General features: G+C 70.8%; 15 protein-coding genes, 1 tRNA gene and 1 pseudogene. 10 read left to right on the top strand and 7 right to left on the bottom strand.

Annotation, left to right across the window (positions count from 1 at the left end):
• Nucleotides 1-23: 23 nt before the first annotated feature.
• The 3 genes from L1857_RS00745 to L1857_RS00735 are packed head-to-tail and all read left to right on the top strand — an operon-like array spanning nucleotide 24 to nucleotide 3,125.
• Nucleotides 24-893: a serine hydrolase family protein gene (locus tag L1857_RS00745; RefSeq protein ID WP_240323217.1), complete on the top strand. Its 870-nt coding sequence runs from the start codon at nucleotides 24-26 to the stop codon at nucleotides 891-893.
• Between the two features lie 29 nt (nucleotides 894-922).
• Nucleotides 923-1,519, top strand: coding sequence for a TetR/AcrR family transcriptional regulator (locus tag L1857_RS00740; protein WP_094006461.1), 597 nt, complete (start codon nucleotides 923-925; stop codon nucleotides 1,517-1,519).
• Nucleotides 1,512-3,125, top strand: coding sequence for an acyl-CoA dehydrogenase family protein (locus tag L1857_RS00735; protein ID WP_094006460.1), 1,614 nt, complete (start codon nucleotides 1,512-1,514; stop codon nucleotides 3,123-3,125). Before L1857_RS00740 ends, L1857_RS00735 begins: the two co-directional genes overlap by 8 nt.
• On the opposite strand, the gene L1857_RS00730 is transcribed toward L1857_RS00735, so the two are convergent.
• Entirely contained in the window at nucleotides 3,118-4,539 is a 1,422-nt protein-coding gene (locus tag L1857_RS00730; protein ID WP_205413275.1) for a sugar porter family MFS transporter, read from the bottom strand. The two genes, L1857_RS00735 and L1857_RS00730, sit on opposite strands and share 8 nt — an antisense overlap.
• A 115-nt stretch (nucleotides 4,540-4,654) precedes the next feature.
• Here L1857_RS00730 and L1857_RS00725 point away from each other — a divergent pair, with 115 nt between their 5' ends.
• Nucleotides 4,655-5,371 carry a nucleotidyltransferase domain-containing protein gene (locus tag L1857_RS00725; protein WP_094006458.1) on the top strand — a complete coding sequence of 239 codons (717 nt, stop codon included), beginning with the start codon at nucleotides 4,655-4,657 and terminating at the stop codon, nucleotides 5,369-5,371.
• 712 nt (nucleotides 5,372-6,083) lie between these two features.
• Here L1857_RS00725 and dcd read toward each other — a convergent pair.
• Nucleotides 6,084-6,665 carry a dCTP deaminase gene (gene dcd, locus L1857_RS00720; protein ID WP_094006457.1) on the bottom strand — a complete coding sequence of 194 codons (582 nt, stop codon included), beginning with the start codon at nucleotides 6,663-6,665 and terminating at the stop codon, nucleotides 6,084-6,086.
• A gap of 9 nt (nucleotides 6,666-6,674) precedes the next feature.
• Entirely contained in the window at nucleotides 6,675-7,892 is a 1,218-nt protein-coding gene (locus tag L1857_RS00715; RefSeq protein ID WP_116111011.1) for an oxygenase MpaB family protein, read from the bottom strand.
• 101 nt (nucleotides 7,893-7,993) lie between these two features.
• On the opposite strand from L1857_RS00715, the gene L1857_RS00710 reads away from it, so the two are divergent.
• The 4 genes from L1857_RS00710 to L1857_RS00695 all read left to right on the top strand — a co-directional run bounded on the left by L1857_RS00710 (nucleotide 7,994) and on the right by L1857_RS00695 (nucleotide 10,253).
• Nucleotides 7,994-8,064: transfer RNA gene (locus L1857_RS00710), tRNA-Gly, on the top strand.
• 262 nt (nucleotides 8,065-8,326) lie between these two features.
• Nucleotides 8,327-8,704 (top strand): hypothetical protein, encoded by a 378-nt coding sequence (locus L1857_RS00705; protein ID WP_094006422.1) that lies wholly within the window; start codon nucleotides 8,327-8,329, stop codon nucleotides 8,702-8,704.
• Nucleotides 8,705-9,117: 413 nt separating this feature from the next.
• On the top strand, nucleotides 9,118-9,795 hold the full coding sequence (locus L1857_RS00700) for a nucleotidyltransferase domain-containing protein (RefSeq protein ID WP_240323215.1): 678 nt from the start codon (nucleotides 9,118-9,120) through the stop codon (nucleotides 9,793-9,795).
• Between the two features lie 83 nt (nucleotides 9,796-9,878).
• Nucleotides 9,879-10,253: a hypothetical protein gene (locus L1857_RS00695; protein ID WP_162831073.1), complete on the top strand. Its 375-nt coding sequence runs from the start codon at nucleotides 9,879-9,881 to the stop codon at nucleotides 10,251-10,253.
• Here the strand turns inward: L1857_RS00695 and L1857_RS00690 are convergent.
• Both L1857_RS00690 and L1857_RS35640 read right to left on the bottom strand, forming a co-directional pair.
• Nucleotides 10,246-10,968, bottom strand: coding sequence for a nucleotidyltransferase domain-containing protein (locus tag L1857_RS00690; protein ID WP_116111003.1), 723 nt, complete (start codon nucleotides 10,966-10,968; stop codon nucleotides 10,246-10,248). The genes L1857_RS00695 and L1857_RS00690 overlap by 8 nt on opposite strands.
• Nucleotides 10,955-12,189 (bottom strand): annotated as a pseudogene (locus tag L1857_RS35640) (hypothetical protein). Before L1857_RS35640 ends, L1857_RS00690 begins: the two are co-directional and overlap by 14 nt.
• 116 nt (nucleotides 12,190-12,305) lie before the next feature.
• Between L1857_RS35640 and L1857_RS00675 the strand changes: the two are divergent.
• Together L1857_RS00675 and L1857_RS00670 are read left to right on the top strand one after the other, a co-directional pair.
• Nucleotides 12,306-13,001, top strand: a complete 696-nt coding sequence (locus tag L1857_RS00675) for a potassium channel family protein (protein WP_116111002.1) — start codon at nucleotides 12,306-12,308, stop codon at nucleotides 12,999-13,001.
• Nucleotides 12,998-13,327 carry a contact-dependent growth inhibition system immunity protein gene (locus L1857_RS00670; RefSeq protein ID WP_094006416.1) on the top strand — a complete coding sequence of 110 codons (330 nt, stop codon included), beginning with the start codon at nucleotides 12,998-13,000 and terminating at the stop codon, nucleotides 13,325-13,327. Before L1857_RS00675 ends, L1857_RS00670 begins: the two co-directional genes overlap by 4 nt.
• A 71-nt stretch (nucleotides 13,328-13,398) precedes the next feature.
• Here the strand turns inward: L1857_RS00670 and dusB are convergent, their stop codons facing one another.
• Together dusB and L1857_RS00660 are read right to left on the bottom strand one after the other, a co-directional pair.
• Nucleotides 13,399-14,544, bottom strand: a complete 1,146-nt coding sequence (gene dusB / locus L1857_RS00665; RefSeq protein WP_116111001.1) for a tRNA dihydrouridine synthase DusB — start codon at nucleotides 14,542-14,544, stop codon at nucleotides 13,399-13,401.
• 28 nt (nucleotides 14,545-14,572) lie between these two features.
• Nucleotides 14,573-14,968: a hypothetical protein gene (locus tag L1857_RS00660; RefSeq protein ID WP_094006414.1), complete on the bottom strand. Its 396-nt coding sequence runs from the start codon at nucleotides 14,966-14,968 to the stop codon at nucleotides 14,573-14,575.
• Nucleotides 14,969-15,380: the final 412 nt, after the last annotated feature.

Raw genomic sequence — 15,380 nt, 5'->3', positions numbered from 1 at the left:
CATCGAACTGTGGGGATCCGACATTGCGCAAGATCCTGAGCCTCGCCGTGGCTTTCGCGGCGTCGACGGCCGTGCTGGCCGCGCCCGCTTCCGCGGCTGAGCTGCCCGAGGGCATGACCGCCGGTTACGTCGTCCTCGACCGGCGCACCGGCGAGACCGTCGCCGGGAACGAGCACCACCAGTACCGGTCGGCGTCGCTGGTCAAGCTGTTCATCGCGCTCGACTACCTGGAGTCGCACGGGCCGGACTACGAGATCCCGGCCGACGACCTCGCGCTGCTCGAACCGATGCTGCGCTCCAGCAACGACGACGCGGCCAGCGTGCTGTGGGTGCGCGACGGCTGGGAGGAGATCGTCAACCGGATGGTGGCGAAGATCGGTCTCACCGACACCACGCCGCCGCCCGCGGAAAAGCGCGGCACCTGGGGTTACACCGCGGTCAGTGCCGCGGACGTCGCGAAGACCTACGAGTACATCCTCGAAAAGGCGCACCCGAAGTTCCGCGACTTCATCATGGACAACCTGGAGCAGGCCACGAAGTGCGCAGACGACGGGTTCGACCAGTCGTTCGGCATCCCGAGCGCGCTCCCGCGACCGGGTGCGGTGAAGCAGGGCTGGTCCGGCTTCGGCGCGGCGCCGGCTCCGGGCGAGGAGTGCGTGCCGGCGAACACCAAGCGCGTGCTCGCCTCGCCCGAGGCGCGGTCCGCGACCGAGCTCGCCTCCAGTGGGGACGTCGACCTGACCAGCCGCGTCATGCACACCTCCGGCACCGCCGACCGCGGCGACCGGCGGATCGTCGTCGTCCTGACCTCCCAGCCGACCACCCTGAGCTGGGCGGACTCGGCGGACCGGATCACCGATCTGACGCGCGAGGCGTACCGCTCCCTTGCGTGAAGCCGTGAATCAGTGGTTCACTTCTTCACGTGCCGTACCGACGTACCCCGCAGGTCCAGGCTCGCCTCGACGCCCAGCGTGAGGCGATCCTGACCGCCGCGGCCGCGCTCCTGGCCGAGCGCGGCTACGCGGGGTGCTCGGTGAGCGCCGTCGCGGAGAAGGCGGGCATCGCGACCGGCACGGTCTACAAGCACTTCCCCGGCAAGGCCGAGCTGGTCGTCGAGCTGTTCCAGAGCATCGTCGGCCACGAGGTCGCCGCGGTGCGCAAGGCCGCCGAGACGCCCGGCGACCCGGTCGAGCGGATCGTGGCGATCATCGAGACGTTCGCCGAGCGGGCGCTGAAGGTCCCGCGTCAGGCGTACGCCCTGCTCGCCGAACCCGTCGACGCCCCGATCGAGGCCGAGCGGATCGTGTTCCGGCGTGTGTTCCGGGACGAGATCGCCCGCCACGTCTCCGCGGGCGTCCGCAGCGGGCAGTTGCCGCCGCAGGACGCCGACCTCACCGCCGCCGCCCTCGTCGGCGGCGCCGCCGAGGTGCTGATCGGACCACTGACCACCGACAGCGCCGACGCTATCGGCGCGCTCCGCACGTTCATCGTCCGCGCTCTGGGAGGCCGCCATGCCTGACACCCACGAAGTCCTCAACCAGGTCCCGCCGCTGGTCGACTACGACGTCGCCGGCGACGCCGCGCTGCTGGAGGGGCTGCGCCGGGAAGGCGGTGGCTGGGCCGAGGACGAGGTGCACGAGCTGGGCCGCCTCGCCGGCAGCGCCCAGGGCCAGGAGTGGGGCCGGGTCGCCAACGAGAACCCGCCCGTCCTGCACACGCACGACCGCTACGGCCACCGCGTCGACGAGGTCGAGTACCACCCGTACTACCACGAGCTGATGACGGTCGCGGTCGAGCACGGCCTGCACGCGGCGCCGTGGGTGTCCGACCGGCCGGGCGCGCACGTCGCGCGCGCGGCGAAGGTCCTGGTGTGGAACCAGGCCGAGGGCGGGCACGTCTGCCCGATCTCGATGACCTACGCCGCGGTCCCGACGCTGCGGCACAACCCGGAGCTGGCCGCGGTGTACGAGCCGCTGCTCGCCGCGCCGGTGTACGACTACGGCCTGCGCGTGCCCACCACCAAGCGCGGCCTGATCGCCGGCATGTCGATGACGGAGAAGCAGGGCGGTTCCGACGTCCGCGCCAACACCACCACCGCGCAGCCGGCCGGCGACGGCAGCTACGTGCTGACCGGCCACAAGTGGTTCACCTCGGCGCCGATGTCGGACATGTTCCTGACGCTGGCGCAGGCGCCCGGCGGCCTGTCCTGCTTCATGCTGCCGCGCGTGCTGCCCGACGGCTCCCGCAACCGCATCTTCTTCCAGCGCCTCAAGGACAAGCTCGGTAACAAGTCGAACGCCTCGTCCGAGATCGAGTACGACGGCGCGGTCGGGTGGCTCGTCGGCGAGGAGGGCCGCGGCGTGCCGACCATCATCGAGATGGTCAACAACACCCGCCTGGACTGCGTCCTCGGCAGCGCCTCCCTGATGCGCCAGGCCGTCGTGCAGGCCGTGCACCACGCGCGGCACCGCAAGGCGTTCGGCGCGCACCTCGTCGACCAGCCGGCGATGGCGAACGTGCTGGCGGACCTGGTCGTGGAGTCGGAGGCGGCCACGACCGTCGCGATGCGGCTGGCCGGCGCCACCGCCGACCCGGACCAGCAGGCGTTCCGCCGTCTCGCGCTCGCGGTCACCAAGTACTGGGTGTGCAAGCGCGGCGCCGCGCACACCGCCGAGGCGCTGGAATGCCTGGGCGGCAACGGTTACGTCGAGGACTCCGGCATGCCGCGCCTGTATCGGGAGGCGCCGTTGCTGTCCATTTGGGAGGGTTCGGGCAACGTCGCGGCGCTGGATTCCCTGCGCGCGATGGGCAAGCAGCCGGAGTCGGTGGAGGCGTTCTTCGCCGAACTCGACCTCGCCGCCGGCGCCGACGCGCGCCTGGACGACGCGATCGCCCGGGTGCGCAAGGAGCTGTCGGACCTGGAGGACCTCCAGTACCGGGCGCGGCGGCTGGCCGAGATGATGGCCCTGGTGCTGCAGGGTTCCCTGCTGGTGCGCTACGCCCCGAAGGCCGTCGCGGACGCCTTCTGCGCGTCCCGCCTGGCCGGGGACTGGGGCATCGCGTTCGGCACCCTGCCCGCGGGCACCGGCACCAGGGCCATCATCGAGCGGGCGTTCGTCAGCTGACGTCCTCGATCGCGGTGCCCTTCGTCTCCCGGACGAACCGCAGCGCGAACGGGATCGACAGCAGCGCGAACGCCGCGTAGATCCAGTAGGTGACCGACAGGTTCCAGCCGGCCATGCTCGGGAAGCTGACCGTGACCGCCCAGTTCGCGACCCAGTTCGCCGCGGTGCCGACGGCCAGCGCGGCGCCGCGGATGCGCAGCGGGAACATCTCGCCGAGCATGACCCACAGGATCACGCCCCACGACATCGCGAAGGAGATCACGAACAGGTTCGCGAACACCAGCGCGATCGGGCCCCACGCGCCCGGCAGGCTCAGCTCGCCGCCGACGGTGACGGCGTTGCCGAACGCGATCGCGGCCACCCCGAGGCCGACGAGCATGCCCACCGAGCCGATCAGCAGCAGCGGCTTGCGGCCGACCCGGTCGATGAAGGCGATCGCGATGAACGTGCCGATGATGTTGATGACCGGGCTGACCATCGAGATCAGCAGCGAGTCGGTGTTCTGGCCGACGGAGTGCCACAGCGTGTCGCTGTAGTAGAAGATCACGTTGATGCCGACGAACTGCTGGAACACCGCCAGCGCGATGCCCACCCACACGATCGGCAGCAGCCCGAAGCGGCCGCCGACGAGGTCGCGGACCTTGGACCGCTTCTCGGTGCGCAGGCTGCGGCGGATGTCGTCGAGCTTGGTGTCGACGTCCCCGCCCTCGACCTCGCGCAGCACCTTGCGGGCCTTGTCGATCTTGCCGTTGGCCAGCAGGAAGTGCGGCGACTCGGGGATGATCGAGGCGAGGACGAAGTAGATCACCGCGGGCACGGCCGCGGCGCCGAGCATCCACTGCCAGGGCTCGATGCCGCCGAGGTTGCCGTTGAGGTCGTGCGCACCGTCCGCGCCGATCGGGGCCAGTGCCTTGATGACCCAGTTGACCAGCGCGGACACCCCGATGCCGAGGACGATCGCCAGCTGTTGCAGCGAGGCGAGCCTGCCGCGGTAGGCCGGTGGCGCGACCTCGGCGATGTAGGCCGGGCCGATGACCGACGCGACGCCGATCGCGATGCCGCCGACCACGCGCCAGATCGCCAGGTCCCACACGCTGAACGGGAACATCGCTCCGAGGGCGCTGACCAGGAACAGGACCGCCGCGAGCTGCATGGTCCGGATGCGGCCGATCCGGTCGGACAGCAGTCCGCCGAACCAGGCGCCCACGGCCGAACCGATCAGCGCGCTCGACACGGTCAGCCCGGTCACCCCGTCACCGACCTCGAAGTGCCGCTGGATGCCGAGAACGGCACCGTTGATGTTCGAGCTGTCGTACCCGAACAGGAACCCGCCGACCGCGGCCGCGCTGGCGATGAACACGACATGGGCGAGGTGTTGTTGACCGGCTCGCTCCCCGGTCGTCGTCGAACTCACGACCCGTGCTCCTTTGCCTGAGGTGATGCCTCCATTCGGAGCAACCTACAAAATGGTCCAGTCCATGCCGTACCACCGGGTGACATGGACCACCTGATCATGGGAGGCTGAACGCATGAGCTTCGAAGACGAGGTGGCCGCGCGGCTGGCCGGGCTGCCCGGCGTGGAGGCCGTGACGCTGGGCGGGTCCCGGGCGGCGGGCACGCACCGGCCGGACAGCGACTGGGACTTCGCGGTGTACTACCGCGGTGCCTTCGATCCCGCTGACCTGCGCGCTCTCGGCTGGCCGGGCGAGGTGTCGGAGATCGGCGAATGGGGCGGCGGCGTGTTCAACGGCGGCGCGTGGCTGACGATCGACGGGCGCAAGGCCGATGTCCACTACCGCGACCTGGACGTGGTCGAGCACGAGCTGGCCGAGGCGCGGGAGGGCCGGTTCCACTGGGAGCCGCTGATGTTCCACCTGGCGGGGATCCCGAGCTACCTGGTGGTGGCCGAGCTGGCGATCAACCGGGTGCTGCGGGGTTCGCTGCCGGCCGTGGAGTTCCCGGAGGCGCTGCGGCGGTCGGCGCCTGCCGTGTGGCGCGCGCGGGCCTCGCTGACGCTGACGTACGCCGAACACAACTACGCGCCGCGCGGGCAGGTGACGGAGTTCGCGGGAGCACTCGCCACGGCGGCGATGCAGGCCGGGCACGCGGTGCTGGCCGAACGCGGAGAGTGGGTGCTCAACGAGAAGCGCCTGCTGGACCGCGCCGGCCTACGCGAAATCGACAAGCTGATCACCGGCGACCTGCAGGAGGCGGCCCGGCGGGCACGCGAGCTGCTCGGCCTGTAGGGGGCTGGACGACGGCCACGAACGACGTGGGGAGCGGCTGACGGGACTCGGTCCCGGAAATCGCTCTGGGCCGCGGCTGTGGAAGGTGCGCTGAGCTGGGCAGAGACGGCCGCCGGGCAGCGGGTGCTGGGCTGGTGCGGGCTCCGTGAAGGGGGAGCGCCCTGGCTGTTGCGTTTCGAGGATGACTCGGAGGCGGTGTTGCGGCCCGGCGCAGGTCGCACGGAGGTTGCGGCCTTGCGCCTGGCCGGCGAGTCTCGGGCAGCAGCCAGATCCCGGTGGAGCCCAGCGCCGGTAGATTGACGCGGCGCTGTCGCGGCGGAGTTGCACGCGGTCGAGCTGGTTCGCGCGCGGATCTGCCGTTCGGGACAGCCGGAGGCGTCTTCGGTCCCGGTGTTCGTGCACGGTGATCTATGGCTTGGACTGTGCCGGGGCGGGCCATCCCGGTCTGGACTTGGCGTCGCTGCGATGCGACGCGGCGACGATGCTCGGTGGCGATGCACCTGACGTGCTGCCAACGGCGGCGCGCTGCCCGACCCGGCCATGCCGCACACAGCCGGCCAAGCCCCCGTAGGCCACATCGTCGCACTGTGATGGCGGCACCGGCTGGGGGCGAACGGGTTCGGGCTGCTGTCTCCAGGTCAGCGGAGCGCGGACCGCTCACCACCGTCCCCCACCGCAAGCCACCGCCCGCCCGGCGGGAGCTGTTCGGCCTCTAGCGGTTGGTGTCGGCGGTGTGGAAGTTCAGGTACGCCCGGGACGGCGTCGGGCCGCGTTGGCCCTGGTAGCGGGACCCGACGGCGGCCGAGCCGTACGGGTTTTCGGCCGGGCTGGTGAGCCGGAACAGGCACAGCTGGCCGATCTTCATCCCCGGCCACAGGGTGATCGGCAGGTTCGCCACGTTCGACAGCTCCAGCGTGATGTGCCCGGTGAAGCCGGGGTCGATGAAGCCGGCGGTGGAGTGCGTGAGCAGTCCGAGCCGTCCCAGCGACGACTTGCCCTCGAGCCGCCCGGCGAGGTCGTCGGGCAGCGTGACCAGCTCGAACGTGGACGCGAGCACGAACTCACCCGGGTGGAGGACGAACGCGTCGTCGCCGTCCTTCTCGACCAGCGAGGTCAGCTCGTCCTGCTGGAGCTTGGGGTCGATGTGGGTGTACTGGCTGTTGTTGAACACCCGGAAGAACCGGTCCAGCCGCACGTCGATGCTCGACGGCTGGAGCATCGCCGGATCGAAGGGGTCGATGCCGAGACGGCCGGCTTCGAGCTCTTTGCGGAGGTCGCGGTCACTGAGCAGCACGCTCTAACCCTAGGCAGCCCGCATGTGCCGCGCGTAGGTGGGATCCAGCTTGAACACCCGGCCGAGCCGGTCGACGTAGCGGCGGCGTTCGAGTGCGCCGATGTACTCCTGCAGCGCCGTGGCGCCGGGGATGAAGCGCCGCGCGGTCTCGGCGGCGAAGTTGCCCGCGGCGACGGCGAGGATGGCGCCCTGCGCGATCGGGTCGTTGGGGATCTCCAGGAAGTCGGCGTTCGTCTTGCCCAGCACGAGCCGGCTGATGGAGGAGTGCACGGCGACCGAGACGTGGGACAGCACCTTGCCCACGGCGCCGCGCCCCGCGCCGATGGCGGCGTGCGACTCGATCAGGGCCTTGGCGAGGCGTTTGCTGTCCTCGTCGGGGATGAACTCGGTGGACGCGAGCAGCCAGAACAGGCGCCAGGCGTCCTCCTCGGTGGCGGGCAGGAGTTCCTCGTCGATGCCGAGCAGCCAGCCGACGTAGCGCCAGAGGTGCAGGATGTCGGCGCGCTCGCGGTCGCTGAACCGGATGCCGAGCAGCTGCGTGCCGTAGACGAAGACGAGCGAGAAGAGGAGCAGCGTGCCGGCGGTCTGGACCTGGTTGACCGGCTTGTCCCACTCGTCGTAGTCCCAGTCCGGGCGGCGGTTCATGGCGGCGCGGACGTGGGCGTGCACGAGCCGGACGCGCAGGGCGGAGGCGTAGCCGCTGTGGCCGATGGCCAGCGCGCCGGGCGTGGTGACGTCCATCCACCAGGCCGCGGTTTCCACGAGGCGCTGGCTGGCCATCCGCTCGATCTCCCCGGTGGCGACGAGGGTCTTCGTGGCGCGCGAGGCGAGGTAGCCGCCCATGAGCGACATGTCCCCGAGCGGGAAGAGGCCGAGGACGCCGGTGCGGATGATCGCTTTCGCGCCCCGGTCGAGGCGGACGGGATCGACCCAGTACGGGGTGGCCTCGACGTGCTCGAAGAAGTCGACGAGCTCTCGCGGCGGATCGTCGAGGCTGTGGATGCCGTCGGTGAGGGCCTGTTCGAACAGCCGGCGCCCCTGGTGCCCCGGCAGCCGACGGAACATCGCGACGACGGCGTCGGCCTTGGGGTCCTGCGCCTGGGCGAACTCCCGGAAGCGGCGCATCTGGCGTTCGGTCGCGCGGATGTCGTGCTTCACGAAGAGCTTGGCCGCCAGGCTGAAACCCCCACGGCGGAACAACTCGGGATCCGGCAGTCGCTCATCCATGCACACCCACCCCTTTCGACAACGAGTGTTGTCACTTGCGCCCCACGGAGTCAAGGGGGTGGCTTCGCAGAGGAGCGACGTTGTGTATGCTGTGCGTCGCTGCGGATGTAGTTCAATGGTAGAACATCAGCTTCCCAAGCTGAGAACGCGGGTTCGATTCCCGTCATCCGCTCTCCGCAGGTCAGAAGGGGTGCCATCCGGGTTCGGGAGGCGCCCCTTCTGCTGTCTCCAGCAACATCATGCGGCCACGGCGGTGCTCCTCGACGAGCTTCGGGAGCCGCTCCGCCTAGGCCGTCGGCCCCGGCACACCTCCCGCTCCAACCGTCGTGACGTCATCAGCGGCCCTGCCGCCCGAACCTCGCCCGAGGCTCGCTTGCGCCTGTGCAGCGCGTCCGTTCGTATGCTCTGTTCGACTCAACTCAGGGGAGATCGACATGACGTCGCTCGAGACGATGAGCGAACGGGAGTTCTTCGCGAATGTGGGGCGGCGGCCCGGCATGTTCGTCGAGCGCGGGACCTACCACGCGATCAGTTCCTTCATCACCGGATACGACCAGCACGCCATGCGCAACGGCGGCGGATGGCTGCGCGAATTTCACGACTGGGTCTTGCGGAGGCGCGGCCTCGAGAGGAGCCCTCTGGTCTGGAGCGCCGAAGTGCTGTGGCTCGCATTTCCTGATGGAGCCTTCCGCTCACGTGGCTTCGACCTCACGGCCGACGAGAACGCGCACGCCATCAACGTGCTGTTCGAGTTGCTGGACGAGTCCCTGGCCGAACGCGAAGCCGCCGACGATGCTCCCGCGAGTGCGTAGCGGCATGTGCGATCAGGGGGAAGGCAAGCTGTGATCATCCACGGTTCGGGGGAATCCGAACAACCTCGCTGCCCGACCGCCAACACGGCACCCCGCCAGCCGGCCACCGCAGCGCGCATCTGAGCCTGATCTCGAACGCCTCCCGCCGCCTCACCGAGACACGTTCCCGGCGCCGGCCGGGCTCGCGTTCGGGGGACGGCGTCCCGATCAACGCAGCCACCAGGTCGCCGAGGATGTCCCACATCCGGCAGAAGTTACCCGCCCGCAAGACGAACGCAGGGCACAGTAGTCAGGTGGACGATCGAGGTCTAGACCGGGACGGGACGATCGCGCGCGAAGGCTCTCTGGATCGCGTGTCCACAGAGTTCGCCCCCGTCGTGGAGGCGTTTCGGAGGCGCGTCGTTGGGACTTTCGTGCGGCTTCACAGCGCCTACCTCTACGGCAGCGTCCCGCGCGGCACCGCCCTCCCCGGCACCTCCGACCTCGACGCCCTCCTCGCCCTCCACGACGAGCCCACCGACGCCGACCGGCGCGAGGCCGGGCGCATCGAGGACGCCCTCGACCGCGAGTTCCCCCAGATCAACGGCGCCGGCATCCAACTCGACAGCGCCCGCACACTCCTCAGCGACGCCGAACGCCACGACGGCGGCTTCTTCGTCGCCTGCCTGTGCACGCCCCTCCTCGGCCCCGACCTCGCCGAGCACCTGCCCCGCTATCGCCCCACGTCGGTGCTCGCGCGCGAGACGAACGGCGATCTCGGAGCGCTGCTCCCGGACTGGCGCAAGCGCGCCGCCGAGGTGACCGACCGCGAACGCCAGACCCTCAGCCGCACGGTCGCGCGCCGGATCGTCCGCACCGGCTTCACCCTGGTCATGCCCCGCTGGGGCGGCTGGACGAGCGACCTCGCCCGATCCGCCGAACTCTTCGGCCACTACTACCCGGACCGCCGCCAACAGATGCGCACCGCCGCCCGGACCGCCCGCGAACCCACCGCCGACCCGGCGATCCTCGCGATGCTGATCGACGACCTGGCCCCCTGGCTCGCCGCCGAGTACACCGCCACCCACGGTGAGCGGACACCACGGCCCTGAGTCCGCACAGGACAACGCCCCGGGATCACTCCGACGTGGTCTTCGCCCTGCGCGCCGCCGCCATCCGGCCTAGCTTGGGTCGGATGGTGCGCCGTGTTCTCGCAACGACCTTGATCGCCTTCGCCGCCGCCGGCTGCTCGTCCGGTGGCGACGACCAGGCCGCGCCCACCTCCGCGCCGCCCACCAGCGCCGGCGCGTCGATCGTCGACGTCGCCTACCGGAACGGGCAGGTGGATCCCGCGAACCTCGTCGTGCCGGGGAAGGTCGGGCAGCCGCTCCAGGTGAACGTCACCTCGGACCGCGCTGACGACATCGTGGTCGACGCCTACCCGGACGCGAACGCCGACGTCGCCCCGACCGAGCCCGAGGACCTCGACGTCACCCCGACCCGCACCGGCACGTTCACCATCCGGCTCGCCGGTGCGAACGTCACCCTCGTCACCGTCGAGGTCAGCTGACCAGCTCCCGGAGCGGCCCCGACAGCCGGGCCGCGAGCGCCACGTCGACCTGTGCTGCCTCGGCGAGCAGCGGTTCCACGACCGCCCCGAACGCGCGCCGCAGCTCGGCCGGCTCCACGGTCCGGACCAGGGTGTCCGCGAATGGCGCCAGGACGTCCGCGGGCAGGTCGTCCACCCCGCGTCCCTGCACGGCCGGCACCCCGTGACGCAGGCACGCCAGCGCGAGCACCTGATCACGTGCGCCGCTGATCATGTACTCCGCCTGCCACACCCGGCCCCGCGCGATGCTGGACCGGGCGGGCAGCGCGTACAGCCACGCCATGCCCATCAGGTGCTCCGCCGACGGCGGCTGAATCCGCGGCGGCTCGTGCGGCATGCCGAACAGCGTCCGAAATGTCGGACCAGTCGGGCCGAACTCGGCCTCCGGCCAGAACGCGATGTCGACCTGGAGCGTGTCCGGCAGCAGGAACACCCGGAACACGCCGAGGTCCAAGTGGTGGATCGCGCGGTGCTCGCGGTACATCCGGTCGGTCCAGTCCGCCACGACCTGCTCACGGTCCTCAGCTACCGCGAGCGCCAGGTCGATGTCCGACCACTGGTCCTCTCGTCCAACGGACGCGGACCCGGTCAGCGCCGCACCGCTGACCCGCTCGTCGGCGTGCGCCACCGCGATCAAGGCGTCGCGCAACCGCGCACGACTGTCAGGGGTGAACACGATCGCCCTCCTTCGGCTCGGCGCGGACCGTCCACCGCGCGGCCGCCCGCAGCGCCAGCAGCAGCGGCACCGAACCGCTGTCGGTGATCAGCGCGGGCAGGGACGGCAGGTCCGCACCCGCGGCCAGCTCCCGCCCGTACGCCGCGAGGTCGATCTCCACGAACCGCATCGCCGCCGTGAAATCGCGCTCCGACCGGCTCGGACGGCGCGTCACGAGGTCCTGCCGCGTCACCGACAATTCCGTCAGCCCGAAGAACTCCGACTTCGCACCGCGGTCCATCCAGCGGGCGAACCCGGTGATCGTCGTGCGCACGATCTCGTCGCGGCGCAGCCCGGTCTCCTCGCACAGCTCGCGTTCCATCCCGGCGCGGACCACGTCGTGCAGGTCGTCGCCGTCGAGGTCGCGCGGCTCCAGCGATCCGCTGCCCGACGGGGCGAGCAGCGACTGGCTGGCCGAATTCCGGTTGGACTGGAGCACCACCAGTACGCAGCCGTCGGTGGTGACCGCCACCGTTGACACCCCGACGATGTCCGCCAGCCGGCTCTCGGCGAGCGTGTGCAGCCGGCCCGCGGTGTCGACCATCATGTGTCGTCGCAGGTCGAAGACCTGGTCGGTGTCCCGGCGCGCGATCCGCAGGGTCGCCAGCTCGTTGGAGCACTGCGCGTCGAAGAACCGGGTGCGCTGCAGCCGGATCGGCGCGCCGTGCCCGACCGACGGCAGCGGCTCACCCGCATGCCGACCACCTTGCCGTTGAACAGCAACCGGCCGTGCGCGCGCAACGGCAGCACGTACGGCGCGGTGGCCTTGAGTTCGGCGGGCAGGCGATACGGGTCCGGCGCGACCTCGACCGAGAACCGTTGTGTCCACAGTGCTCGGTCGATGGCATCGCTGACCAGGGCGGTTCCGCGTCCGGTCAGGTGGAGGTACCGGGCTTCGGGGTAGCTCGCGGGCGGTGGGACGTCCGCGTGCGGGAAGGGCGCGGCGATCGCGGCGAACTCGTAGGCGGCCCAGCGGCCGCGGAGCATGCGGATGTCGCGGGTGAGGGTCAGGACGCCGAGCGCGAGCGCGACCCCCGAGAGCACGATGCCGACGGCGCTGGGCACGAGCGTGACGAGGCCGAGCAACACGCCCAGGGCGGACACGAACACCGGCCATTCACGCGAGCCGATGAACCAGAAGTAGTCGGCCTTCGCCCTGGCGCGGTTGGTCAGCTTGCCCATCGATCATGGTGTCTACCAGAAAGCGGGTAACGATCCGGGCGAAATGATCCGGATCACCGCGCCGGTCCGTGCGACGATCGCGCCGACCGACGGGAGTGGGACATGTGGGAAAGCGCATGGAGTGGCCGCTGACGGGCGTCGCGGTGGTGTTCCTGGCCGCCTACGCCTGGCCGATCCTCCAGCCGTCGCTCGGGAGCACCGGCCGTCTGTGGTGCGAGGTCGTCACGTGGCTCACGTGGGGGCTGTTCGCGCTCGACTACGTCGTGCGACTGGTCCAGTCGCGCGACAAACCGCGTTTCCTCCGGCGGCACGTACTGGACCTCCTGGTCATCGTGCTCCCGCTGCTCCGCCCGCTGCGGCTGCTGCGCCTCGTCGCGATGCTGAACGTCCTCAACCGCACCGCCGCGCTCGCCCTGCGCGGACGGGTCGTCGTGTACTTCGTGGGCGCGACGGTGCTGATCGTCTTCTGCGCGGCCCTCGCCGTGCTCGAAGCGGAGCGGCCGGTCGAGGAGGCCGGCATCAAGACCTTCCCGGACGCGCTGTGGTGGGCGATCACGACGATCACCACCGTCGGCTACGGCGACCGCTACCCGGTGTCGGGCACCGGGCGGCTGATCGCGGTCGGGCTGATGGTCGCGGGCATCGCGCTGCTCGGCGTGGTGACGGCGACCTTCGCGTCGTGGCTGGTCCGCCGGGTCGAGGAGGCCGAGGCGACGTCGCAAACCGTGACGCGCGCACAGATCGCCGAGCTGAGCCGGGAGATCGCCGAACTGCGCGCCGCCCTGGGCGCGAGCGAACGGAAGGACCCGTGACGGGCCGGTCGCTGGAGCAGCTCGAGGACGACTACTGGGGCGACCCGCCGCCGGACACCAGCTACCTGATCCGGACCTGCTACCGGATGCGCCAGGTCCCGCTGGACGAGCTGGACGCCGAGGGCGTGCGCATCCTGCTCGGGCAGCAGATCGGGGTGCCGTACCTGGTGCCGCGCGCGCTCGAGATCCTCAACCGGGACCCGTTCGCGGAAACCCACTTCGGCTACCTGGTCGACGCGCTCCGCCGCATCCCGGAGGACTACTGGGCGGCCAACCCGGTGCAGCACGCCGATTTCGACCGCGCGAGACGGCGCGCCGGGCGCTAGCCGCCCGGATAAATGTCCTCGGATCGATCACCTGGGCGATTCCCGTGGACCTCGAGCGACTGTGCCGGACGTCAGCCGCCCGAGTGCATGTCCTCTGCTTCGGGCACCAGGTCGTCGTCCGGGTTGTTCAGCCAGCCGTGTGGCAGCGTGACCTTGCCGGGTGAGCCCTGGCGTCCGCGCGGGCCGAGGGCGTCCGCGGGGAACGGCGCCGCGTGGTCCAGCTGGGCGATCAGCTCGTCCAGCTCGTCCATCGACGACACCATCGCGAACCGCCGCCGCAGCCCGGATCCCACCGGGAAGCCCATGAAGTACCAGGCCATGTGCTTGCGCAGGTCGCGCATCGCCTTGTCGTGGCCGTCGTGCTGGACCAGCAGCTCCGCGTGCCGCCGCAGCACCCGCGCGACCTCGCCCAGGCTTGGCCCCTCCGGGATCGGGCGGCCGGCGAACGCGGCCTCCAGCTCGCCGAACAGCCACGGCCGGCCCAGGCACCCGCGTCCGACGACCACGCCGTCGCACCCGGTCTCGGCCACCATCCGCAGCGCGTCGTCGGCGGTGAAGATGTCGCCGTTGCCCAGCACGGGGATGGTCCGCACGGCCTCCTTCAGGCGGGCGATCGCCCTCCAGTCGGCCTTGCCGGAGTAGCGCTGGGCGGCCGTGCGGGCGTGCAGCGAGACCGCCGCCGCGCCCTCGGCCTCGGCGATGCGGCCGGCGTCGAGGAAGGTGTGGTGGTCGTCGTCGATGCCGATCCGGAACTTGACCGTGAACGGCACGCCCGCGGCCTCGGCCGCCTCCACCGAGGCCCGCACGATCTGCGCGAACAGCTTCCGCTTGTACGGCAGCGCCGCGCCGCCGCCCTTGCGGGTGACCTTGGCGACCGGGCAGCCGAAGTTGCTGTCGATGTGGTCGGCCAGCCCCTCACCGACGATGATCTTGACCGCTTCCCGCATGGTCTTCGGGTCCACGCCGTAGAGCTGCATAGACCGGGGGTATTCGCCCTGGTCGAAGGCCATCATGTGCATGGTCCCGGGGTGCCGCTCGACGACGGCGCGCGCGGTGATCATCTCGCACACGTACAGCCCGGCGCCGTACTCGCGGCACAACCGCCGGAACGCGACGTTCGTGATGCCGGCCATGGGCGCGAGCACCACTGGGGGATCGACCTCGTACGGGCCGATCTTCAGTGCGGGCTTGCTCAGGGTCGCGGTCACGTCCTCCATTGTCGCTGGTGACTCGCGCCACCCGCAGTCAGGCCCGTTCGACTGCCGGGATGTCGGCGGTGATCCGGGATTTCGGACGAGGTGCGGTGACGGTCCACAGAATCTTCCCGTCTGGGTGGATCCCGCCGATGCAGGTCAGGCTCCGGCAGACGACCTGCGCGGCGTGGCCCGCGGACCCGAGTTCGACCTTCAGGTGCGGGATGTCGACGGTGGGGCTCCGCAGGATCTGGTCCTCCGCGCGGCCGACCACCAGGCCGGTGAACCACAGCTGATCGAAGTGCACCGACAGCACGCCCTCGAACAGCAGCTCGACCGGCTCGTCGGGGTCGTCGTCGGTGCGCAGGACCAGCTCCGAGTGCTCGACGCCGTAGCGCCACACGCGGAAGGCCCGGGACGAGCTGAACAACGGCTCCGGCTGGTTCATGGCCCCCAGTATGGGTGCCGATGACGCGCCCCGCGGGGTGGCTGTCACCGGAGTGGTTGACGTCGGTGCGCTCGGGTAGCGGTGGTTGGCGGGGGTTCGGTCGGGTGGCGGTACGGCCGTCGCTGGGGTGGTTGATGCCGGTTCGCTCCGGTCGCGGTGGTGGCTGGCGCGGCTTCGGTCGGGTGGTGGGGGCGGCTACGGCCGGGGTGGTTGACCCCGGTTCGTTGGGACGGCGCGGGTGCGATGGCGGTCGGGGCGGCTGGCGCGGGTTCGGTCGGCTGGTGGTGCGGCTGCGGCCGGGATGGTTGATGCCGGCTCGCTCGGGTCGCGGTGGTGACTGGAGTGGTTGGCGGGGGTTCGCTCTCGTTGCGGTGGGGCCGTGGCTGGGGCGGATTCAATCGGGCGGCGGGGC

This window comes from Amycolatopsis thermalba (genome assembly GCF_023376025.1).
GTDB lineage: Bacteria > Actinomycetota > Actinomycetes > Mycobacteriales > Pseudonocardiaceae > Amycolatopsis_E > Amycolatopsis_E thermalba.
Note: the sequence above shows the minus strand (reverse complement) of the source record. Positions and strands in the feature narration are given on the sequence as shown.

Coding starts and splice junctions, on each gene's coding strand:
- L1857_RS00735 (WP_094006460.1), top strand. CDS start 1,512: ATGCCTGACACCCACGAAGTCCTCAACCAGGTCCCGCCGCTGGTCGAC.
- L1857_RS00725 (WP_094006458.1), top strand. CDS start 4,655: ATGAGCTTCGAAGACGAGGTGGCCGCGCGGCTGGCCGGGCTGCCCGGC.
- L1857_RS00715 (WP_116111011.1), bottom strand. CDS start 7,892: ATGGATGAGCGACTGCCGGATCCCGAGTTGTTCCGCCGTGGGGGTTTC.
- L1857_RS00705 (WP_094006422.1), top strand. CDS start 8,327: ATGACGTCGCTCGAGACGATGAGCGAACGGGAGTTCTTCGCGAATGTG.
- L1857_RS00695 (WP_162831073.1), top strand. CDS start 9,879: ATGGTGCGCCGTGTTCTCGCAACGACCTTGATCGCCTTCGCCGCCGCC.
- L1857_RS00675 (WP_116111002.1), top strand. CDS start 12,306: ATGGAGTGGCCGCTGACGGGCGTCGCGGTGGTGTTCCTGGCCGCCTAC.
- dusB (WP_116111001.1), bottom strand. CDS start 14,544: ATGGAGGACGTGACCGCGACCCTGAGCAAGCCCGCACTGAAGATCGGC.
- L1857_RS00660 (WP_094006414.1), bottom strand. CDS start 14,968: ATGAACCAGCCGGAGCCGTTGTTCAGCTCGTCCCGGGCCTTCCGCGTG.